The sequence below is a fragment of the Acinetobacter pittii ATCC 19004 = CIP 70.29 genome (assembly GCF_000369045.1).
GTDB classification, from domain to species: Bacteria; Pseudomonadota; Gammaproteobacteria; order Pseudomonadales; family Moraxellaceae; genus Acinetobacter; species Acinetobacter pittii.
The window spans coordinates 182,894-202,881 of record NZ_KB849797.1 but is presented as its reverse complement, the minus strand read 5'-3'; the positions used below and the strand labels follow the sequence as shown (position 1 = coordinate 202,881).

21 protein-coding genes and 1 pseudogene are annotated in these 19,988 nt (G+C 39.6%); 6 read left to right on the top strand and 16 right to left on the bottom strand.

Features of this window, described 5'->3' with window-relative positions; translation table 11 throughout:
- Window positions 1-16: 16 nt before the first annotated feature.
- From ybaL to calB, 4 genes are all read right to left on the bottom strand, one after another.
- Window positions 17-1,726 carry a cation:proton antiporter gene (gene ybaL, locus F928_RS19595; RefSeq protein WP_005079171.1) on the bottom strand — a complete coding sequence of 570 codons (1,710 nt, stop codon included), beginning with the start codon at window positions 1,724-1,726 and terminating at the stop codon, window positions 17-19.
- Between the two features lie 147 nt (window positions 1,727-1,873).
- Window positions 1,874-2,029 carry a 50S ribosomal protein L33 gene (rpmG, locus tag F928_RS19590; RefSeq protein WP_001205031.1) on the bottom strand — a complete coding sequence of 52 codons (156 nt, stop codon included), beginning with the start codon at window positions 2,027-2,029 and terminating at the stop codon, window positions 1,874-1,876.
- 12 nt (window positions 2,030-2,041) lie between these two features.
- Window positions 2,042-2,278, bottom strand: coding sequence for a 50S ribosomal protein L28 (gene rpmB / locus F928_RS19585; RefSeq protein WP_000048256.1), 237 nt, complete (start codon window positions 2,276-2,278; stop codon window positions 2,042-2,044).
- A gap of 167 nt (window positions 2,279-2,445) precedes the next feature.
- Window positions 2,446-3,894, bottom strand: coding sequence for a coniferyl aldehyde dehydrogenase (calB, locus tag F928_RS19580; protein ID WP_005079169.1), 1,449 nt, complete (start codon window positions 3,892-3,894; stop codon window positions 2,446-2,448).
- A 112-nt stretch (window positions 3,895-4,006) separates the two neighbouring features.
- Here calB and F928_RS19575 point away from each other — a divergent pair, with 112 nt between their 5' ends.
- The 5 genes from F928_RS19575 to F928_RS19555 all read left to right on the top strand — a co-directional run bounded on the left by F928_RS19575 (window position 4,007) and on the right by F928_RS19555 (window position 7,835).
- Entirely contained in the window at window positions 4,007-4,699 is a 693-nt protein-coding gene (locus F928_RS19575; protein ID WP_005066087.1) for a TetR/AcrR family transcriptional regulator, read from the top strand.
- 74 nt (window positions 4,700-4,773) lie between these two features.
- On the top strand, window positions 4,774-5,637 hold the full coding sequence (purU, locus tag F928_RS19570) for a formyltetrahydrofolate deformylase (RefSeq protein ID WP_005066088.1): 864 nt from the start codon (window positions 4,774-4,776) through the stop codon (window positions 5,635-5,637).
- A gap of 380 nt (window positions 5,638-6,017) precedes the next feature.
- A complete protein-coding gene (locus F928_RS19565; RefSeq protein WP_005079167.1) occupies window positions 6,018-6,767 on the top strand; it encodes an energy transducer TonB in 750 nt (249 codons plus the stop codon).
- A 43-nt stretch (window positions 6,768-6,810) separates the two neighbouring features.
- Window positions 6,811-7,431: a MotA/TolQ/ExbB proton channel family protein gene (gene exbB, locus F928_RS19560; protein WP_001011664.1), complete on the top strand. Its 621-nt coding sequence runs from the start codon at window positions 6,811-6,813 to the stop codon at window positions 7,429-7,431.
- On the top strand, window positions 7,431-7,835 hold the full coding sequence (locus F928_RS19555; RefSeq protein ID WP_000885432.1) for an ExbD/TolR family protein: 405 nt from the start codon (window positions 7,431-7,433) through the stop codon (window positions 7,833-7,835). The genes exbB and F928_RS19555 overlap by 1 nt, the downstream gene beginning before the upstream one ends.
- Before the next feature lie 57 nt (window positions 7,836-7,892).
- On the opposite strand, the gene msrA is transcribed toward F928_RS19555, so the two are convergent.
- The 7 genes and pseudogenes from msrA to lgt all read right to left on the bottom strand — a co-directional run bounded on the left by msrA (window position 7,893) and on the right by lgt (window position 12,787).
- Window positions 7,893-8,417, bottom strand: a complete 525-nt coding sequence (msrA, locus tag F928_RS19550) for a peptide-methionine (S)-S-oxide reductase MsrA (RefSeq protein WP_004794799.1) — start codon at window positions 8,415-8,417, stop codon at window positions 7,893-7,895.
- Between the two features lie 100 nt (window positions 8,418-8,517).
- Window positions 8,518-9,573 (bottom strand): DUF4105 domain-containing protein, encoded by a 1,056-nt coding sequence (locus F928_RS19545; RefSeq protein WP_005079166.1) that lies wholly within the window; start codon window positions 9,571-9,573, stop codon window positions 8,518-8,520.
- A gap of 14 nt (window positions 9,574-9,587) precedes the next feature.
- Window positions 9,588-10,097, bottom strand: coding sequence for a dihydrofolate reductase (folA, locus tag F928_RS19540; protein WP_002114723.1), 510 nt, complete (start codon window positions 10,095-10,097; stop codon window positions 9,588-9,590).
- A gap of 44 nt (window positions 10,098-10,141) precedes the next feature.
- Window positions 10,142-10,984 carry a thymidylate synthase gene (gene thyA, locus F928_RS19535; RefSeq protein ID WP_005079164.1) on the bottom strand — a complete coding sequence of 281 codons (843 nt, stop codon included), beginning with the start codon at window positions 10,982-10,984 and terminating at the stop codon, window positions 10,142-10,144.
- A 146-nt stretch (window positions 10,985-11,130) separates the two neighbouring features.
- Window positions 11,131-11,518 (bottom strand): annotated as a pseudogene (locus F928_RS19530) (hypothetical protein); the annotation flags it as partial.
- Between the two features lie 9 nt (window positions 11,519-11,527).
- Window positions 11,528-11,887 carry a hypothetical protein gene (locus F928_RS19525; RefSeq protein ID WP_005079162.1) on the bottom strand — a complete coding sequence of 120 codons (360 nt, stop codon included), beginning with the start codon at window positions 11,885-11,887 and terminating at the stop codon, window positions 11,528-11,530.
- A gap of 75 nt (window positions 11,888-11,962) precedes the next feature.
- Window positions 11,963-12,787, bottom strand: coding sequence for a prolipoprotein diacylglyceryl transferase (gene lgt, locus F928_RS19520; protein ID WP_005079161.1), 825 nt, complete (start codon window positions 12,785-12,787; stop codon window positions 11,963-11,965).
- A gap of 93 nt (window positions 12,788-12,880) precedes the next feature.
- On the opposite strand from lgt, the gene F928_RS19515 reads away from it, so the two are divergent.
- The gene (locus F928_RS19515) at window positions 12,881-13,660 is read left to right on the top strand and encodes an NRDE family protein (protein ID WP_002114777.1); all 780 of its coding nucleotides are present in this window, start codon (window positions 12,881-12,883) and stop codon (window positions 13,658-13,660) included.
- 47 nt (window positions 13,661-13,707) lie between these two features.
- Here F928_RS19515 and F928_RS19510 read toward each other — a convergent pair whose 3' ends face one another.
- From F928_RS19510 to tatA, 5 genes are all read right to left on the bottom strand, one after another.
- Window positions 13,708-16,041 carry a PhoX family protein gene (locus F928_RS19510; RefSeq protein ID WP_002115117.1) on the bottom strand — a complete coding sequence of 778 codons (2,334 nt, stop codon included), beginning with the start codon at window positions 16,039-16,041 and terminating at the stop codon, window positions 13,708-13,710.
- 205 nt (window positions 16,042-16,246) lie between these two features.
- Entirely contained in the window at window positions 16,247-18,199 is a 1,953-nt protein-coding gene (locus F928_RS19505; protein WP_002114895.1) for a PhoX family protein, read from the bottom strand.
- Window positions 18,200-18,374: 175 nt separating this feature from the next.
- A complete protein-coding gene (tatC, locus tag F928_RS19500; RefSeq protein ID WP_002114673.1) occupies window positions 18,375-19,145 on the bottom strand; it encodes a twin-arginine translocase subunit TatC in 771 nt (256 codons plus the stop codon).
- Window positions 19,142-19,579 carry a Sec-independent protein translocase protein TatB gene (tatB, locus tag F928_RS19495; protein ID WP_002114889.1) on the bottom strand — a complete coding sequence of 146 codons (438 nt, stop codon included), beginning with the start codon at window positions 19,577-19,579 and terminating at the stop codon, window positions 19,142-19,144. The genes tatC and tatB overlap by 4 nt, the downstream gene beginning before the upstream one ends.
- Window positions 19,580-19,591: 12 nt before the next feature.
- Complete coding sequence (gene tatA / locus F928_RS19490; RefSeq protein ID WP_002114991.1) at window positions 19,592-19,810, bottom strand: Sec-independent protein translocase subunit TatA; 219 nt, start codon at window positions 19,808-19,810, stop codon at window positions 19,592-19,594.
- Between the last annotated feature and the right edge of the window lie 178 nt (window positions 19,811-19,988).

Sequence of the window (19,988 nt, the reverse complement as noted above, 5' to 3'; positions counted from 1 at the left end):
CGCTTTTTATATGGAGTTAATGAACCGTTGACTGATGAGCAAGCTCGATCTGATTTAAGATGTGGTGGCTCATATTCTTTGCCATTTCTTCTTTTGCATAGAACACCTCTCCAATATTTTCGTCACGGATAACCGCTGCTTCTTCTTTGCTTTCCGCGCAAATTAATACCTGAATTTGTGGGTTTAATTGCTTGGCAATCGCCACAATACGGTGAATATCTAAAATATCCATAGGTGAGATTACTAAGAGTCGTGCATGCATGATATGTGCTTGAATTAAAACACTCGGTTCAGTAGCAACACCACTCACAGCAGCAATATTTGCATTACGTAGTTTTTCTACGATTTCACGATTCTCTTCTGCAATAACGACTTTAATATTCTCATTAATTAAATTTTCAGTAATACGTCTTCCCACACCGCCATATCCCACAATCACAACCTGATCACGTAAGTAAGCTTGATCAACTTCATCGGGTAACATTGCTAATGGGTCACCACTACGTTCAAGCAGTCGAGCTAAGTGAGAGCGTTCACGAATCCAGCGTTGTACAGGCTCAATGGCTGAGAAGATGAAAGAGTTAAGCGTAATTGAAAATAAAGCGCCAGCTAGAATTAAATTCTGAGCTTCTAAGCTTAATAGGCCTAAAGAAACACCGAGTGTCGCCAAAATAAATGAAAACTCACCAATCTGTGCAAGGCTTGCCCCGACTGTTAAAGCTGTATTGATTGGATAGCGGAAGAATAAAACCAGTGCCATTGCAGCAAGAGTCTTACCCACCATAATAATCGCGATAACAGCTAAAATATGGAGCGGACTCTCCACAAGAATATGTGGATCAAACAGCATACCCACAGAAACGAAAAATAAAATCGAGAAAATTTCACGTAGAGGAAGAGTTTCTTCTTCTGCACGATGGCTAAAGTCTGATTCTTTAACGACCATACCCGCAAAGAATGCGCCTAAAGCCATTGAAACCCCAAAGATGGCATAAGAGCCGTAAGCAATCGAAACAGCAGCAGCGACGACAGTCAGCGTAAATAGCTCTCTTGACCCTAACCGAGCAACGAATTGCATAATAATAGGTACAACACGCTTGCCTACAATAAGCATAAAGGCAATAAAGCCAATCACTTTTAATAAAGTTATTCCAAGGGTTAACCAGATATTTCCGTCTGCACCTGCTGGTGCTTTTCCACCGAGTAAAACAGCTGTAGCCGGAAGAAGTACTAAAACCAGTACCATCACTAAGTCTTCGACTAACAGCCAACCCACAGCAATTTTGCCGTTAACTGAGTCTAAAAGACCTCGGTCTCCTAATGCTTTTAATAATACAACCGTGCTCGCACACGATAGACTTAAGCCAAAAACGAGTGCAGACCCGAAACTCCATCCCCATAGCATTGAAACGCCAATACCAAGTAAGGTTGCAACAGCGATCTGTAAAATTGCGCCAGGCAAGGCAATACGACGAACTAGTAATAAGTCTTTTAATGAAAAGTGCATCCCTACACCAAACATCAGGAACATGACCCCGAGTTCTGCAAGCTGGTTGGCAAGGTGGATATCTGCTTCTATACCCGGTGTATTTGGGCTAATAATAATTCCGGCAATTAAATAGCCGATAAGAGGGGGGAGTCGTAATCGGGCTGCAATATAGCCAAAAATGAGGGCAACGCCGAAACCAACAGCAAGTAAAATAATTAAATCTACGTCATGCGGCACTAAAAACTCCTTTTACGTGAGTTAGGCTAAAAACAAGCATAAAAAATGCCAAGGCGGAATGTAGAGAAAGTTTAACAAAAAGGTGGGTATAAAAAAAATGCAAAAAAAAACGACTTCATAAAGAAGTCGTTTTTTTCGAGGCTAAAATTATTTGATTTTAGCTTCTTTGAAAATCACGTGTTGACGGATTTTTGGATCAAATTTTTTGATTTCCATTTTTTCCGGCATAGTACGTTTGTTTTTAGTCGTGGTATAGAAGTAACCTGTACCAGCTGAAGAAACGAGGCGAATCTTATCACGCATTGCTCAGACTCCTTAGATCTTTTGACCTTGAGCACGAAGGTCTGCAACAACCTTTTCGATACCCAATTTGTCAATAATACGCATACCTTTAGTGGTTAAACGAAGACGTACAAAACGTTTTTCGCTTTCTAACCAGAAACGGTGGTGGTGCAGGTTCGGCTCGAACCGGCGCTTGGTTTTGTTGTTGGCGTGTGAGACGTTGTTACCAACGACTGGACGCTTGCCGGTAACTTGGCAAACCTTAGACATGGTGTAACTCCATTGATTCAGCCAACAGCAAATCTGTGGCCAGTCATACTAAATGTAAACGGATGAATTCATTCAAGGGGCGTTTTATACCAAAAATACGATTAAAAGACAAGCGAAATTGGTAAAAACGAGGCATGATTTAGTATAACAGATCATGCCTTGATCAGTTAGCGCAACAAGGTTTTCGAAATGAAACGATGAATCGGCTTATTGAACGGTGGAAGAATGTATTTAAGGCTATAAAGTTTTGGATTTGACATCACCGAACGCTCATGAGAAAGGCTAAAAAAGCCCTCTGGTCCGTGATATTTACCCATACCTGATGCGCCAATTCCGCCAAACGGTAAATCATCTTGTGCAACATGGGTAATCACCATGTTAATTCCGAAATGCCCTGAATGGGTGTGTTGTGCAATATAGTCAGCACGCGCTTGATCATAGTCAAAATAATACATCGCTAGAGGACGTGGACGACTATTAATGAATTCGATGACTTCTTCTATTTGGTCATATTCTAAAATCGGTAGAATAGGCCCGAAGATTTCATTTTGCATAATATCCATTGCGGTCGTCACACCAGTGACTAAAGTTGGCGCAATTTTACGGACATCATCTAAAATTTCATTTTGCGGATTAATTTCAACAATACGTGCACCTTGATCACGGGCATTTTCAAGATAACCCTGAATGCGGTTGTACTGTTTATCATTAATAATAGAAGTGTAGTCTTGGTTGTTTCGGAAATGAGGGTACATTCCAGCTACAATCAATTTAAAGTTTTCGATGAACTCGGCAGTTTTGCCTCGTGGTAAGAAAATATGATCCGGCGCAACACAAGTTTGTCCTGCATTCCATAATTTACCTACAGCAATACGCTGGGCAACATCTTTCATGTCCATAGATGCATGCACAAGAGCAGGAGATTTTCCGCCTAACTCGAGAATTACTGGAACTAGGTTTTGAGCTGCGGCTGCCATCACTGTTTTACCAACAGAAGTTGAGCCTGTGAAAATCATTTTGTCAAAAGGCAAATGACTAAACGCATCTGAAATAATGCCACCACCATTTACCACAGCAACTAATTCTTGTGGAAATGCTTCTGCCAATGCACTTTCAAGGACACGTCCAAAGTTTGGTGAGGCGCTAGAAATTTTGATCATGGCATGGTTGCCTGCAGCTAGTGCACAGATCAGAGGTCCAACTGAAAGTAATAATGGGTAATTCCATGGTGTAATAATACCAATCACACCCATAGGCTGATATTGTACCCAACCTTTTGCTGGCTGATGTAATACACTGATGTGGCGTTTTGATGGTTTCATCCATGCAGTCAGATGTTTACTGTAATACTTGATTTGTTCCAAACTCGTGAGTAGTTCACCAATTTTTGTTTCCATAACTGCACGATTGCCATAATCAAGGTTAATTGCTTCGGCAATCTGATCTTGATATTTTACCAAGACTCTTTTAAGACGAGCTAAACGATCAATACGCTCTTTAGCAGTGGGTACCGGATGACGTAAATAAGCGAGCTTTTGTTGTTCAAGCAAATCATGTAAATGCTTAACATCATAAGGAAGCTGAGTCTCTGGATTTGTTTTTGTTTGACTGTTCATCGGTACTTACCAAATATACTGATATACTTATTTTTTAGAGTAAATACTCTAAATAGTCAAGTCGGTTTATGTGTTTAAGTCTTAACCATGTGAATTATTAAAGGTTATTAAAATGTCTCTACCTAAAGCTCTGAAGACAAAAGACCGGATTTTACAAATCAGTTTGCAGCTTTTTAACGAGCGAGGTGAACGGTCGGTTACAACCAATCATATTGCTGCGGAGTTAGGTATTAGTCCTGGAAACTTGTATTACCATTTCCGGAATAAGCATGAAATTATTAAAGAATTAATGTACCAATATCAGGTTGAGACTTTGGACATGCTTTCTTTACCTGAAGACAGACCACTAACGACCAATGATAAAATTAACTATTTTCAAGTATTAAGTGGTCAACTCTGGAGTTACCGTTTTATACATCGTGATGTCTATCATTTAGTTGAAAGTAACGAAGACTTTAAAAAGATTTATCCGCGTTTTGCGGGGCAGGTCATGCAGCAAGGGCAAAAAATTTATCAAGCCTTTGTCGATGCTGGTCTTATGAAAATGACGCCATCTGAAATTGAAGCGCTCATTATTAACTTATGGATTGTATTAACAAACTGGACAAACTTTTTATATATGTCTGGTCACATTAGTGACAATAACCACTTAGAAGAAAAATGGGTTTGGCAGGCATTACGTCAAATGGTTTTCCTTGAAGGTCCTTATCTTATGGGGGAAAGCCGAGCAACTTACGAGCAGTTGCTTGATTCACTGGGGCCTTCTGATCTATTCGCCAGCTTGTCGTCGTTAAAAGATGAATAGTTGTACTTGCCTATTTAGAGCGCTAGAATACTCGGCTTATTAAAAATTTGACTCAATTAAGTGATATTAACCAAATGAATATGACCACTGCCAATACAGCCCGTTTACTGATTACTTGTGAAGACAAGCCTGGGATCGTACAGGCTGTATCGAGCTTTTTGTACCACCAAGGTGCAAACATTACCGCGCTTGACCAATATGCGACGGAAGCTCAGGGTGGACGTTATTTCATGCGTGTTGAGTTTGAACTTGATCATTTACAGTCACGTAAAGATGCATTAATTCAAACATTTGCTGCCAACGTTGCTGAGCGTTATGGCATGCAATGGCGTCTTGCTTTCGTAAATGAAATTAAAAAGGTTGGTATTTTAGTTTCTAAAGTCGACCATGCTTTACTTGAGTTATTGTGGCGTCATGCACGTGGGTCGTTACCTTGTGAAATTACACACGTGATTTCTAACCACGAAGATTTACGTGAATCTGTTGAGAACTTCGGTATTCCATTTACTGTAATTAAAGTAACTAAAGACAATAAAGCTGAAGCTTATGCACAAATTGATGAAATGATGCAGGGCAATGACTTATTAGTTCTTGCACGCTACATGCAGATTTTAAGCGAAGATTTTGTTGCGAAATGGGAAATGAAAATCATTAATATCCACCATTCTTTCTTGCCAGCTTTCGTGGGTGCCAACCCATATAAACAAGCTTATGAAAAAGGTGTAAAGTTGATCGGTGCGACAGCTCACTATGTGACGGCTGATCTAGACCAAGGTCCAATTATTGAGCAAGACGTTGAGCGTGTAAGCCATGACTATAATGTTGAGCAACTTCGTGAGCTAGGTGAAGATGTTGAGCGTAATGTATTGGCTCGAGCAGTAAAATGGCATTTAGAAGACCGTATTATTGTTGATGGTAATAAGACGGTTGTTTTTTAAATAACGTTTATTTTAAAAAAGCACGCTTCATGCGTGTTTTTTTATATCAAAAAAAATATTGAAATGATATAACATAACAAAATTGAATGAATTTATGGTAGGATTCGATCTCTTCATAGTGAAATTAGCCTAACTATATAAGTTAGATTAAACATTTTGTGAACAAGAGATATGCGTTCATGTAACTATGAGAAAACAAAAGCAAAGACACTCAACTGATACAAATTAGTGATATTGAGCAAATGTTTTTCTCAAAAAATAGTTGCAAATGAAAACACTTCTCATTTATTATTGTGGCACTTTATTGTTCTATCCGATGTTTGAAATCGTTTCTACAAATAGAAATCTGAAATCATCATCCATTAGGTAATTAGATTCTTATGAGTCAATCTTCCGCAGCCTTAAACTCTCCCAATCCGATGAAAAAGAAAGTCATCACGGCACTAATTGCGGTTGCAATTGGTCATATCGGGGTCTTATGGGCGGTCAGCCATATTAAGCCTGCTGAATTAAAGCCAATCGAGAAGAAGCCTTTACAGGTACGTTTCGTAAAAATTCAAGAGCAACCAAAACCACTACCTCCTAAGCCAAAGGAACAGCCTAAAAAGCCGGAACCTAAGAAAGAGGTAAAAGAAGTTAAAGTTGTTGAAAAACCTGTGACACCACCTAAAAAAGTGGAAAAAATTCAACAGGTGAAAAAAGCTGAAACACCAAAAGAAACAGTAAAGACAGAACCTAAAGTTGAAACCAAAGTGGTAACGACAACTGTTACTGAAAAAGTTATCGAAAAACCAAAACCAGTGGTACAAGAAGCGCCTAAAGCTCAACCTGCCCCAGATCCATCACCGAAACGCGTTTCAATTGGTGGTTCGGGTGTACAGTGGAGCCGCTCGCCACGTTTAACTGTTTCTTCAAAGGATTTACAAGGCGAAGCACGCTCTGTCATGGTACTCATTGAAGCCGATGAAAAAGGCAAAATTATTAATGTACGAGTGACTAGAAGTAGTGGTATTTCAAGTCTAGATGACAAAGTAGTCCGTGCTGTTCGCGGTGCGAAATTTAAACCTTATATGGAAAATGGTGTTGCTTATCCAATTAAAGCAGAGCAACCCTTTGATTTAACCCCTTAAATGAATTTGAGTCCCAACGGCTAACCTTAATCAGGAGTTCAATATGAACTTTTCAATCTATTGGCAACATGCAGATGCAGTGAGTAAAACCCTGTATTTCATCTTATTGGCAATGTCGATTGCTACCTGGACAGTTTTCATCTTACGTTTGATGGGGACTCGCCAGCTAAAACAACAAGCTTATGCTCAACTTTCTCAGGCTATCACTTCGCTAAAAGCAAAGTTACAACCGTTGAGTTTTGAACAGCGTAAAGCGGTTGCAGAGCAGGCATTACTTCGTCAGATTTCTGCTGAAAAAGCCAATGCTGATAAAGGTATTTCTGTTTTAGGAACAATTGCTTCAATTGCACCATTCGTAGGTTTGTTTGGTACTGTTTGGGGTATTTTCCATGCACTTGTTGCGGTAGGTAAAAGCGGACAAGCAGGTTTGGCTCAAGTGGCTACACCAGTAGGTGAAGCACTTATTATGACTGGTCTTGGTCTTGCAGTTGCGATTCCAGCGGTATTGGCTTATAACATTTGTGTACGTGCAAACCGTGGTCTTGCTCACGACTTACAAGACCAAGCGCACAGCTTGTTAATTGACACGATGTTGCAGCAAGACTCAACTGTAAAGTCTGATGTTAAAACTGCACAGCAAAGTTACGTTGGAGGTCAAGCTTAATGGCTTTTCAATTGGGTGAAGACCACGATAGTGGCATGAATGAGATGAATCTCATTCCGCTAATCGACATTATGTTGGTGTTAATGATCATCTTTTTGGTCACAGCAACAGTTGCCAACCCATCGATTCCATTAACGCTTCCTAAAACAACTGCTGAAATTATTGATCCACCACCAAAAGCAATTACGATTAGTATCAATGCAAATGGTGAAGTGGCTTGGGATACTCAAGTAATTAGCCTAGATGAGCTTCAAAAACGTTTTCAAGAAGCAGGTCAAGGCGATGTTAAACCAACAGTTCAACTTCGTGCTGATAAAGAGTCGAAGTACGATACTGTTGCTCAGGTAATGTCTCGCGCCAGTGAAGCCGGACTGAGCGATATTGCCTTTGTAAGTGAAAACTAAAATTTAGTTTACTCAGTAAAAAAGCAACCAAACTGGTTGCTTTTTTATTGCTCTGATTTATTGATCTTTCATCAGATGCTGGAATTTACTATATAGCTTGAGCAGCTTTGGTGGAATCGCAAAGTTGCAATAACCTTGTGAAGGATTCTTTGCATAGTAATTCTGATGATATTCTTCTGCTGGATAGAATGTCGGAACAGGGGACAGCTCAGTCACAATATCAAGATCGTCATTTTTTAGAGTCTGAATCGTGTGTTCCGCTGCCTGCTTTTGCTCTTCATTATAATAGTAAATAACAGAGCGGTATTGTGTGCCGATATCATTACCTTGGCGATTTAAAGTCGTTGGATCATGAGTCGCAAAGAACACGTCGAGTAACTGGGAGTAAGTTACTTGCTCTTCATCAAAGTCGACTAAGATCACCTCAGCGTGCTGGGTGTCTCCTTGACATACTTGCTCGTAGGTAGGGTTAGTGGTGTGTCCACCTGCATAACCACTAGTTACTTTTTCTACACCGCGTATTTGTAAAAATACAGCTTCGACGCACCAAAAACAGCCGCCGCCAAATAATGCCTGTTGCATTGTTTTTCCCTCTATTTCCTGCCTATTACAATAGGGTTTATGTATTTAAAATACAAAGTAAAGCATGTATAAAAAAGTAAAGAAAAGTGCATTACTTATTTCATTTAGCTTTAGGTAAACCTTGTCGAACGATTTGAGAGAAGTGTTGACTACTCTGATCTGAAAGCTGTTCAAAATTTTCAGTACGTGGGTTGATATGCGCAATTTGATACCACTGTTTTAAACTGATATTTTGATTAAGTGCTTTAAGGTCATATAAATAATTAGGTAAGTAACCCGAAGCGATTAGACGATAATCTTTAGGAAGTTCATAGGGGTTAATCGCTTGAACCATATCAAAAATTAAAGTTGTACAGTTACTCGTAAGTGTGTTATACCACTCTGGCTTCTTGCGCAGCTCATCCGATTTCTTAAGATATTCTAAAAATAGCGCTTTTTGCTCGCTACGCGGCATATTGACTGGGAAATTATAAACCTGCTCTTTGCGGATGTTACTGCGCGTGTAGACAATATCTTTTTCATCAGAAGCAATTAAGCTCAGTTCATATTTTCTAAAAAAACCGCCAATTGCCGAAAACTCCTCAGTCTTTTCTTTACGAATCTCGATTGAGAAGACTAGTGGTTGTTGGTGTGCAAATTCGAAACTTACCAGTGTGTGAGCAATTTGTGGTCCCATCCAGTAAGAAGTAATGATATTTACTCCATTTAACTGGTTGAGGTCAAAAGTGCGGGTTTCCCATCGCACATCATAGGTTCCGTCAGGATGCCAGTTGAAGTTACGAACATTGTGCAAAGTGATCACATCACCGTGCTTTTCGTAACTCAGTATATTGGCAACTTCAGGGTTCCAGTCTCGATCTTGACGTGCAGTAATCGAAAAATACCAAACAAGAGAGCAGGCAAACGCTAAAAGATAAATCAGGATATCGGTACGGCGGCTAATAATATGACCTTCAACATATAAGCCAGCCATGCTGAGTGCAAAAGCAATCCATATGCCAATGAGTATGCGGCTGCCTAACCAGCCAAAAGGTTGTTGAACCCAAAGCGCTACGCATACCCAAATGCTAGAGAACACAATAAACAGCGTGAATAAACTATGTAATAGCCCAAAAAGTAGAGCAGTAATAAATTCACGTGTTCCGATATTGTGCATAGGCATCCATAAAATTATTTTTTATAAGTGGCAAACTCGAATGAAGTTCCTGATTTTTCATCAACATGCTGTTCACTTGCGGTTTTATGAAACTCACTTGGTATTGTTGGATAATGTGCATCACCTTGCACATCTAAGTCAACATGAGTAAGTTCAAGACGGTCTGCAATCGATAAGGTTTGCTTGAATATCTCGCCCCCACCAATGATGAATAAAGCTTGTTTTTCGGTATTCTTTACATCTTCTAAAGCTGCGTTTAAAGCATCTTCAATTGAATATGCAACTTTAACACCGTCAAATTGCCAGTTAATGTCACGGGTAATTACCCAGTTCACACGGTTTGGTAGAGCACGGCCCATAGACTCAAGTGTTTTACGGCCCATCACGACCACACCGCCTTGTGTGATTTCTTTAAAATGTTTTAAGTCGGCAGAAATATGCCATGGCAACGCATTGCCTTTACCAATACAGTGGTTTTTGTCCATTGCCACAACGTGGACAACTTCTACATTTTGCCATGCCATAATCTTATTCTCTAAACCGTAATCTAATGAAATTTAAGCCTTTGTTATACTGCAACTGGTGCTTTAATTGCCGGATGTGACTCGTAACCTACAATCTCGATATCTTCAAATTTGAAATCAAATAAGTCAGTTATTTCTGGATTTAGTTTCAATTGGCATAACGGTAAAGGCTCACGTGTCAATTGAAGTTTAGCTTGTTCAAAATGGTTGGCATAAAGATGTGTATCACCACCAGTCCAGACAAAATCACCTACACCTAAACCGCACACTTGAGCAATCATATGGGTGAGTAGAGCATAACTCGCGATATTAAAAGGCACGCCTAAGAACACGTCAGCACTACGTTGATAAAGCTGGCATGACAACTTGTTGTCTTGTACGAAAAATTGGAAGAGCGTATGGCAAGGCGGTAAGGCAACTTGTCCAGCTTCATTTGGGTTCCAGCCAGAAACAATTAAACGGCGTGAATTTGGATTGGTTTTAATTTCATTAATTAACCATTTAATCTGGTCAAAACCATCTTGATTATAAGTACCGTCAGCATTTTTAGTTGCGCCGAAATTACGCCATTGATGACCATAGACTGGTCCAAGTTCATGCTCTGGACGGCCAAAGCGAGCAGTTTGTTCTGCTGTTGCCCATTCGTCCCAAATTGAAACTTTATTGTCTTTTAGGTATTGGACGTTAGTGTCGCCTTTTAAAAACCAAAGCAACTCAATCACAATCGAGCGGAAGTGAACTTTTTTGGTAGTGAGTAAAGGAAAACCTTTAGAGAGATCAAAACGCATTTGATGACCAAATACAGAACGGGTTCCTGTGCCTGTACGGTCGCCTTTGTCACCGCCATTATCAAGGATATGTTGTAGTAGGTCTAAATATGCACGCATAACACTCTCGAGTTCGGATTAATTCCATAATATAGAAAGGGGGAGATAGCTCAGAAGATAAATAATTACTCAATAGAGCTGCTTCATCATGAACCACTGAAGATGATACCTGTTGTAGCTCAAGATGAAAATCTAAAATTAGTTCTAAGATATTTTTGCTGAATGTGTTTAGTTAAATCTTTTAGCACGATTTTGATAAATCGAAACAAGAAAAAAGCCAACCAGTACAAAGCCTAAAGCTTGTATGAGATGAATCCATTTATGCTGAAAAGGGAGCAAATACATCAAAATAATAATGATCAAAATAGGATAGATTTTGATTAAAACTCCCAAGCTCGATTTGCCTGATGTGTTGTTTGAAAGTTTGGTATTCAAGTAATGCTCAATATGTAAACCAAATCCGAAAATAAAGCTGAGTATTGTATAAATAGGAGGTAAGGGCTGAACTTGATTAGCAGCATAAACTGCAACACAAACAACGATAATGAAGATAAGTTTGATGTGACGTGGTGCGTTGTACCAATAAGCCAGCATATATTGAGCCTATTTATTAAAAAGTGATTGAGGTGAAAAAATAAAAGCTGCAAGCGCCATAAAAGCGATTCCTTGAACGCCCCAGATCAGCAAGTTCGGCATTGTTTTAACAAAAATAAGTGCAAATAAGAGAGCGATAGGGATCCAAGTCAGCAGGCGGTATAGCAAACCTGTCGGATTTTTTTGAGCAAAATGCAATTTAAAATAGCGACAGATTAAAAAAATAATCCCAGTTCCTGTAAACATTAGAATGGTATCTAAAGGCAGTGGTTGGTATTGATATAATCCAATACAAATCAACAGTGTAATAATTAAAATTACTAATTTTTTAAATGTCGGGACTTGAGTGTTAAACCAGAATTCCAGCATGTCATATCTTCATTTTTAGGAGAGTAAAAACTGTAGCATAAAAAAGAAAAGAGGAGCCGAAACTCCTCTGATTTATCATATTAACTGTTCTTTTGTGGGCCCCCAGTCATAGATTTTCTTTTGGTAGGCATACCACATCATCCAAAGGCCAATTAATAGCATTGGAACGGTGAGGATCTGACCTTTAGTCATCCAGCCAAACAAAATAAAACCTTGGTCGGCATCTGGTTGACGGAAGAATTCCATTACGAAGCGTGCAACACCATAGCCCATTAAAAATAGGGCAGAAACTGCCATGCGTGGACGTGGTTTTGAACTAAACCACCACAAGACAATAAATAGGATTAAGCCTTCACAAATTGCTTGATAAATTTGTGATGGATGGCGTACCAGTTGTAATGGATCGGTCGGGAAGATCATACCGAATGGATAATTTGGGTCAGTTACTGCACGACCATATAACTCTCCACCAATGAAGTTACCAAAGCGCCCAAACATTAAGCCAGTCGGTACACATGGGGCGATAAAGTCGAGAGTTTGGAACCATGTTTTTTGATATTTTTTACACCAAAATAACATCGCAATCATGACGCCTAAAAAGCCGCCGTGGAAACTCATACCACCTGTCCAGACTTGGAATAGCCAAATCGGATTTTCAAGGAATTTATCAAACTCATAGAAAAGGACGTAGCCGACACGACCGCCCAGAACGACACCTAAAGCACCGTAAAACACCAGATCGGAAACCATTTCTGATGTCCAGCCATCACGCTGTTTGGCACGGTAGGAAGCTAGCCCCCAAGCACATAAAAATGCCAATAAATACATGAGTCCATACCAATGGACTTGAAGAGGTCCTACATGTATTGCGACCGGATCGATATTAGGATAGGTCAGCATTGCTGCTCCTTGATCTTACGTTTTGACAGATTGTAGCGGAATGATGTGAAAAATGTTGTACATTCAATGTGTAAAGATAGGGAATAAGAAAAGATGTGTATTGTGGCTTTAGCATGGCATGTTCTGGATGATATGCCCTTATGTCTTATGTCAAATCGGGATGAGTTCTACCATCGACCAACAGCTTTATTACATCAGTGGCAACATACACCGATTATTGCTGGGCAAGATTTACAGTCGGGTGGGACTTGGATGGGCGTTACACCTCAAGGCCGATGGGCTGTCTTGACCAATTTTAGGGATGGACGAGATCAGAAATCATATGAAACCTCTCGGGGGCATTTAGTTCAGGCTTTTTTAGAGTCAGATTTATTGCCGATTCGATTTGCTCAACAATTAGAACAGCAGCAACAGAACTTCGCTGGCTTTAACCTGTTTATGGGAAATGCTGATCAAGCGGTTTATATGAGTAACCGTGGTGAAGCCCCGCAAGTATTAGCAAATGGTGTTTATGTGGTTTCAAATGGTTTGATGTCTGAACATTGGGAAAAAACCAGACATTTAAGAACACGTTTTACGCAAGAGTTTTTGCCTATGCTTCAGCACCAGACGGAAGAGTTAACTTTGCAACATGCTGCATGGGATATTCTTGAAGATGAACGTAAGGTCACAACGGCATTATTACCCAATACGGGCATTCAGCCAGAAATGGAAGAGTTATTATCATCGACTTTTATTCAAAGCCCTGTGTATGGCACACGTTGTTCAAATTTTTTAAGAATGACCAATAACGAATGGCTTTGGTTAGAAAAGACCCAACAAGGCGAGCATAGTGGGCAAATTGTTCAGCAACAGGTTCTCTTAAATCGATGATAATAAAAATGCCGATCAATTGACCGGCATTTTTAATCATCTAAGAATTAACCCACGATCACACCGCCATCTTTACGGGTAATCACAACAGTTGCTGAGCGTGGACGCGCAGTTTTGTTGCTTGGATCTTTCTGGGTTGCTGGCCAGTTACTTTCTGGTGTCGAGTAACTTGCAGAATCTTCGCCAGGGTGTTGAACATTAATGAAAATTGCTTTGTAGTCAGGTGTCATCGCAATACCTGTAATCTCACATTGCTTAGGTCCCACCAAGAAACGGCGCAAAGTTGAGTCTGTAACTTTAGCACCGACTAAAGTTTGCTGACCATTTGAGGTAGTTGCAGGAGCACCATCTCCAATCTGGCCTGGTAGCGCAGCAAGCATCATACAGTTAGTAACATCAGTGTATGCGCCATCATCTGTTTGAATCCAAAGTACGCCACGTGGGTCAAACCACATACCATCTGGAGATGACAAATCATTATTGTCTGTCAGACCCGATAAGTTGATGTTTGAAGCCATAGATGCTTCCGCACCGAATAGATAAATATCCCACTTGAAGGTTTCAGCAGTCGTTTTGTCATCCGTTTCTTTAAAACGGATAATATGACCGTTAACGTTACCCTTTTGCTCTTTAGTGCCGTTGTAGAGGTCTGTGTAGTTACGTGGGTTTGCAGCATCGGTCGCGTAATCTTTGCCACGATTTGAGTTGTTGGTGAGTGTGACATAAACTTCGCCGTTCACTGGGTTGACCGTACACCATTCTGGGCGGTCCATTTTTGTAGCACCGACTGCATCGGCAGCTAAACGTGCAAATGTGACAACGTCAGCTTGAGATTTAAATGGGTAGGTCGTGTTGCTTTCATTTAAGCCATTTTTGCCATAAGCAAGTTCAATCCATTGACCTGAACCATCGTTATTAAACTTGGCAACATACAATTTACCTGCGTTCATGTATTTGTCGCCAACTGCATAACCGCCATTTATATCTTTAGCATCCCACACTGCGGTAGAGACGAATTTATAGATGTACTCACCGCGAGAATCATCGCCCATATAAAATGCTAATGGTTGACCTACAACGGCACGGCAAGCACTGTCTTCATGTGCAAAACGACCAAGTGAAGTACGTTTAACTGGGTTTTGACGTCTATCAAATGGATCAATCTCGACCATCCATCCGAATGTATTTGGACCGTTGCGGTAGTCTTGGGTAGCTTGTGCAGCTTTTACGTCGGCATTCCAGCGGTCATATAAGTCTTGTGACTCTACTTGACCAATTGCTGTTTCCCAGCCGTAACGAGAACTTGCACCTAAATAAATTTGTCGTCCTTGTTCATCAACGTTAGGGATTAACTCACCATTTTTATCTTTTTCATAAATGATTTTGCCCTCGGTATCTTTTTTAGGGGCACCTTTCTCATCTTTCTCATAACGATAGAGCTCATCTTTTTTAACACCTAACCCATAACGCTTTAATGCAATTTTTTCTGCATCTGTACGTGCATATTCATCGCTACCTGAACGTTGGAAATAACCAATAAAGTTTTCTTCCGTGGTTAAGTATGTGCCCCAAGGTGTATAACCATTACCGCAGTTATTATGGGTACCGCGAGTTTTACGTGCATTAGGGGAGAAGCGAGTTGCGAGCAAGCCAGAACCAACTGCTGCACCTTCAAAATCCATCTCTGTTGATGCTGTAATACGACGGTTAAAAGCAGAACTTTTATCAATTGTTACTTGTTGAGTTGTTGGGTCTTTTTTAATGTGAACAATAGAAACGCCATGCGCATTGGTTTCACGAATGACTTCATCTTCAGGACGACGTCCATCAACTCTTGTTGGACCTTTTGGGTGAAGGAAGGTCTGGTTGATATATTCGTGATTCATGACTAACAAACCTTCAGCTGAAACACTTTCGTCAAAGCGGTTTGTTGAAGTATTTAAGCCAAAATAATGCATACCATCATGGCAGTCGCCAGAGCGAAACTGGAAGCTTGGACCAGATGGAATATTATTGTCGTCCCAGTCGCCAAAAGCAGGGTTGATTGAATCACCCAAAGCAAAAATGACATTCGCTTCATAACCTTCAGGTACAGTCACAAGATCATTATGGTTTTTCGCAACTGCGGTAAAAGTTAATTTTTCTGGTTTTTTATTTGGATCTACAGGTGTGGTTCCACCGTTGTTAGAACCTGAATCATCATCGCTATCATTACAGCCTGTTAATGTAGAGGCTAAAGTTAATGCTACAGCACCACTTGCTGCTTTAGTAATTAAACTACGGCGACTGATGTGTTGTTCTAAAATGTCACGAAAGTGGATGTTGTCAGAAGTATTATTGTCCAGTTCTTGGTCTTCATGATATGGCGACAGCTCTGTCATGGGGAATTCCTAAGTAAATAAAGAGATTGTTCTAAAATTCTTCATGAGCTTAGTTTGTGAATGTGACGAGGTGTTGACGTTTTGATGATAAGTTAATGAAAAGTTCTGTAATTTTTCATTTAATTTTCATAAAAAGTAAAAGTTGAATGTAAAAATATTAAAGCTGACCTTAGCCAGCTTTAATATTTAAAGAGGTTATGAAAAATTATTTAGTTGTGACTGAAGGGGCAATTGGGTCTGCTGTAATATAGCCGACGTTAGCACTATAACCATTGTTGTAATTTTGGTTAATTAATGCCTTAACATCCTCAGGTACACTACTACTGTCGCCTGGATGTTGGAAGTTGCTCATGATGTAAGTCCAACCGTTGATTGAATCTACAGCATGTAAACCTGTTGACTCTGCACCTGCAGGTGTAGAAAGCAGTCGTGTTAACTCTTTGGTATCTACATTGTATGCCCACAAGAAGTTGTTCACGTGGTTACCTGAGTCTTCACCAATGAATAATGTACGTAAAGTTTCAGAGAACTTCAGATTGTCTGGGCTAGCAATTTTGTCTGGATTCGCTGTATTACCTAAACTATCTTTCGCAGCAAGATCTTCACCCATGAGTAGCATATATGAGTAAAGAGGAACCCACTCGCTATTGATTGCGCTACCTTCGTTGTCTGTAAAGCTATTACCTAACTTGTGTGCAAGCACGCCACCAGCAGTAATCTTTTTAGAGAACCCTACATTATGTTCCGCAACATAACCTTTACCGCCAATGACCATTGAATCTTGAATATTAGCTAAAGCAGAGTAAGCAACTTTATCTTTAATATTTACGTTAGTACCTTCCATCTTGGTGAACGCCATACTTGCACCTTTTAGTGCTGCATAACGATGTGTTTCCAAGAAAGCTGCTGCTTTTTCCATACCTGGTTTAAGTTTGACCCAAAGCTGTTTCTTTGCCAAAGTGATTTCAGTATAGCTGGCATCATTTGGATTGGTTGTTAAACTTTCCATGATGTCAGTTGACTTAATCCCACCAGCAACTAAATCCTCAATTTCTTTACTAGTCGCATGGCCAAGTTTGATCCATTGAATGCTAGCAGTTGAGGTTTCAGTTAGCGTATTGATGTATTTAGCAACATATAGTGTCCCTGCCGATAAATCTTTTTCTTTATCAGCAACGAACATGAAGAAACCACCGTTGGTGTAGTCATCTCCCATAAGCGCTGTACGGTTGTCTGGCATAACATGGATAAGTTCGTGAGAAATACGCCCTAAACAATAGTGCTTTTTAATGCTACCTGTACCATCAAGGTTAACTGTTACTTCTGGCAAATGACCGTAGTTATATGGATTTGCTTTAGTTTCGTCACCAAAGAAGTATTTCCCAAGATATTTTGGATCTGTACCGCCAATGCCTTGATTGAATGCATCTGGTTCGTATTCTTCACTTGATAAGTGAGTGTTCCAAGGCGATAAGCTAGCACCACAAGTAATCCATAAACCGTGTACTGGTGCAGTATCAACATTGAAGTATTTTTTAAGTTCTAGGTGACCTGTTTTTTGGTCTTGATCTAAAGTCAAAATTGCGATTGGTGAAGGTAATTGACCGTAAGTATCACCACCTGCTTGGTCTTTAGAGTTGTATTCAAATTGAACAACATGGAACACTGGATTTGCTACACCATCAACTTTCGCACCTTCTAATTGAATTAGAGATGAACCATCTGGACAGTCTGAAAAGAACTGACGCTCTTTACCAGCAACTGACTTATCCATAATTGGATTGCCGTTAACATCAAAATAACCACCCGCGATAATCGTCCCACCACCAAGTTTTGGTACGCTATCACCAGTTTTAAAGAAAGGTTTATAAGCGAGTTGGTATTCAGTACTGGTTGAATTTTCCCAATCAATTTTTAATTTAGAATTCACTACAGTTGTTGCACGATCAGCTGCAGTTGTTGGCGCTGGCATTGCTGTGAATTTTGCATTTTTAAATTTGCTTGGTTGTGGTGTTGGAGTGACTACTGAGCTGTCATCACTATCATTACAACCTGCTAATGTTGCTGCCGTAGCCATCGCTCCTAATGGTAGAAAAGGAATCCCCGAAAACCATTTTAAAATTTCGCGACGCGTTGGTTGAGTAGAAGCAGTTGTCATAAGAAATCCGTAAATTTTGTGGGTATATTTGTTGATTTGATTCTATGGACTGAAAATGACACTTTTCTTACATTTTTAAGTCACTTTGAAGACAGTTTATTGCTTTGTAGATTAAAAAGTGCTCTACATAAAAAAGCCTGAACTTGTAGGCTCAGGCTTTTTCTTAGAAATCATTTTATTCAGCAGAATGGTTTTTTCTTTTCTCAAGAATTTTACCAAAGAGTAGGCCAAGTTCGAAAAGCAACCACATTGGGATGGCTAACATCACCATTGAAATTGCATCTGGTGGGGTAATAAACATCGCTACAAAAAAGCATCCAACAATGATAAAACGTCGCTTTTCAGCAAGGCTTTTTGTATTTACCACACCGATTAAAATAAGGAGGAGCGTCGCGATTGGAATTTCAAAAGTCAGTCCAAATACTAAAAATAACTTTAAGCAGAAGCTTAGGTAGCTATTAATATCCGTCATCGGTGCAACAGTTTCAGGCGATACACTAATAAAGAAATGTAAAATTGCCGGAAGAGTAATGTAATATGCAAAAGCAACACCCGCATAAAACAAGACAATACTACCGATGAGTAATGGTAGTGCTAAATGACGTTCTTTTTGATACAGCGCTGGACGAACAAATGACCAGATTTCATACAGAATAAATGGCATTGCCAGCACAAGTGCGACAAATAAATTGAGTTTAAAAGGCGCCATGAATGTTGCAGTGACATCTGTTGCAATCATTGACGAGGAGGTCGGAAGTTGCAGCCTCAAAGGTTCAGATAGTAATTGGTAAGTATTATTTCTAAATGGTAATAAGCAAAAAAATAAAAATAAGGTTACTCCGACAATCCTGAATAAATGACGTCGTAAAACGACCAAATGGCTCATGATTGGCATTTGGTCTAAATTTTCCTGATTATTTACAGTGGTTGAAGGCAGTTGGTTCATACGGCAATCTTCAATTTAACAGGTGATGTCTCTGAAATATCAGTTGATGATGCTAAAGGCATAAATTTTCTAATGTATGGGACTTTATAATGGCCTGATATAGGAAGACATATCCGAATAGGTTGGGGCACTGATTTGGTTGCCTCAGCCTTATCTATATTTTCAGAAATATTCTGCTTTTGAATTTCTTCAAGCTGTTGTTGTACTTTACGTTCTAGTGCTTCAATGCGGTTGAGTTCTTCTTGCATCTCTTTTCGAAACTCAGAAAGACGCAACTCTTGATCAATCTCATTTTGCAAATTGGTAATATAACGTTTTAGGCGAACATACCAACGACCAGCAAAGCGTGCAGCTTCTGGAAGTTTATCCGGACCTAAAACTAAAATTGCAATAATTGCAAAACAGAGTAGCTCTGTCATTCCTACATCAAGCATGGTCGAAAACCTTTAGCTTTTTACTGATGTGCTGTCAGGTGTTTTGACTTGGGCATCAATTGTTCGTGGAGTATTAAGAGCAGTGGTCTCATCTTCTTCACGAACTGATTTTTTAAAGTCTTTTACTGCACCGCCTACGTCTTTACCGATATTTTTTAATTTAGACGTACCGAATAATAAAATAACGACAATTGCAAAAATAACGACATGCCAAATAGATAAACCGGCCATGATCTTATACCTCTTTTCAGTTTGCTTTATATCAACAGGTTGCCATGACAGGAATGTGACATTTATATGTCATTTTTAAGACAATGAATGACTGTCAAAACCTAAAAAGTTCATTTTATAAACTGAATATCTTCTTTTTTTATTTATACATAGTTTGAAAAGAGTCACTTAAATTACT

What these genes read in the sequence shown, in the direction of transcription:
- F928_RS19505 (WP_002114895.1), bottom strand. Translation starts at nt 18,199, where the DNA reads ATGACAACTGCTTCTACTCAACCAACGCGTCGCGAAATTTTAAAATGG.
- F928_RS19510 (WP_002115117.1), bottom strand. Translation starts at nt 16,041, where the DNA reads ATGACAGAGCTGTCGCCATATCATGAAGACCAAGAACTGGACAATAAT.
- F928_RS19545 (WP_005079166.1), bottom strand. Translation starts at nt 9,573, where the DNA reads ATGCACAATATCGGAACACGTGAATTTATTACTGCTCTACTTTTTGGG.
- lgt (WP_005079161.1), bottom strand. Translation starts at nt 12,787, where the DNA reads ATGCTGACCTATCCTAATATCGATCCGGTCGCAATACATGTAGGACCT.
- purU (WP_005066088.1), top strand. Translation starts at nt 4,774, where the DNA reads ATGAATATGACCACTGCCAATACAGCCCGTTTACTGATTACTTGTGAA.
- F928_RS19575 (WP_005066087.1), top strand. Translation starts at nt 4,007, where the DNA reads ATGTCTCTACCTAAAGCTCTGAAGACAAAAGACCGGATTTTACAAATC.
- exbB (WP_001011664.1), top strand. Translation starts at nt 6,811, where the DNA reads ATGAACTTTTCAATCTATTGGCAACATGCAGATGCAGTGAGTAAAACC.
- rpmB (WP_000048256.1), bottom strand. Translation starts at nt 2,278, where the DNA reads ATGTCTAAGGTTTGCCAAGTTACCGGCAAGCGTCCAGTCGTTGGTAAC.
- F928_RS19525 (WP_005079162.1), bottom strand. Translation starts at nt 11,887, where the DNA reads ATGCTGGAATTCTGGTTTAACACTCAAGTCCCGACATTTAAAAAATTA.
- F928_RS19515 (WP_002114777.1), top strand. Translation starts at nt 12,881, where the DNA reads ATGTGTATTGTGGCTTTAGCATGGCATGTTCTGGATGATATGCCCTTA.
- msrA (WP_004794799.1), bottom strand. Translation starts at nt 8,417, where the DNA reads ATGCAACAGGCATTATTTGGCGGCGGCTGTTTTTGGTGCGTCGAAGCT.
- F928_RS19555 (WP_000885432.1), top strand. Translation starts at nt 7,431, where the DNA reads ATGGCTTTTCAATTGGGTGAAGACCACGATAGTGGCATGAATGAGATG.
- tatA (WP_002114991.1), bottom strand. Translation starts at nt 19,810, where the DNA reads ATGGCCGGTTTATCTATTTGGCATGTCGTTATTTTTGCAATTGTCGTT.
- tatC (WP_002114673.1), bottom strand. Translation starts at nt 19,145, where the DNA reads ATGAACCAACTGCCTTCAACCACTGTAAATAATCAGGAAAATTTAGAC.
- thyA (WP_005079164.1), bottom strand. Translation starts at nt 10,984, where the DNA reads ATGCGTGCATATTTAGACCTACTACAACATATCCTTGATAATGGCGGT.
- calB (WP_005079169.1), bottom strand. Translation starts at nt 3,894, where the DNA reads ATGAACAGTCAAACAAAAACAAATCCAGAGACTCAGCTTCCTTATGAT.
- rpmG (WP_001205031.1), bottom strand. Translation starts at nt 2,029, where the DNA reads ATGCGTGATAAGATTCGCCTCGTTTCTTCAGCTGGTACAGGTTACTTC.
- folA (WP_002114723.1), bottom strand. Translation starts at nt 10,097, where the DNA reads ATGGCATGGCAAAATGTAGAAGTTGTCCACGTTGTGGCAATGGACAAA.
- tatB (WP_002114889.1), bottom strand. Translation starts at nt 19,579, where the DNA reads ATGCTTGATGTAGGAATGACAGAGCTACTCTGTTTTGCAATTATTGCA.
- F928_RS19565 (WP_005079167.1), top strand. Translation starts at nt 6,018, where the DNA reads ATGAGTCAATCTTCCGCAGCCTTAAACTCTCCCAATCCGATGAAAAAG.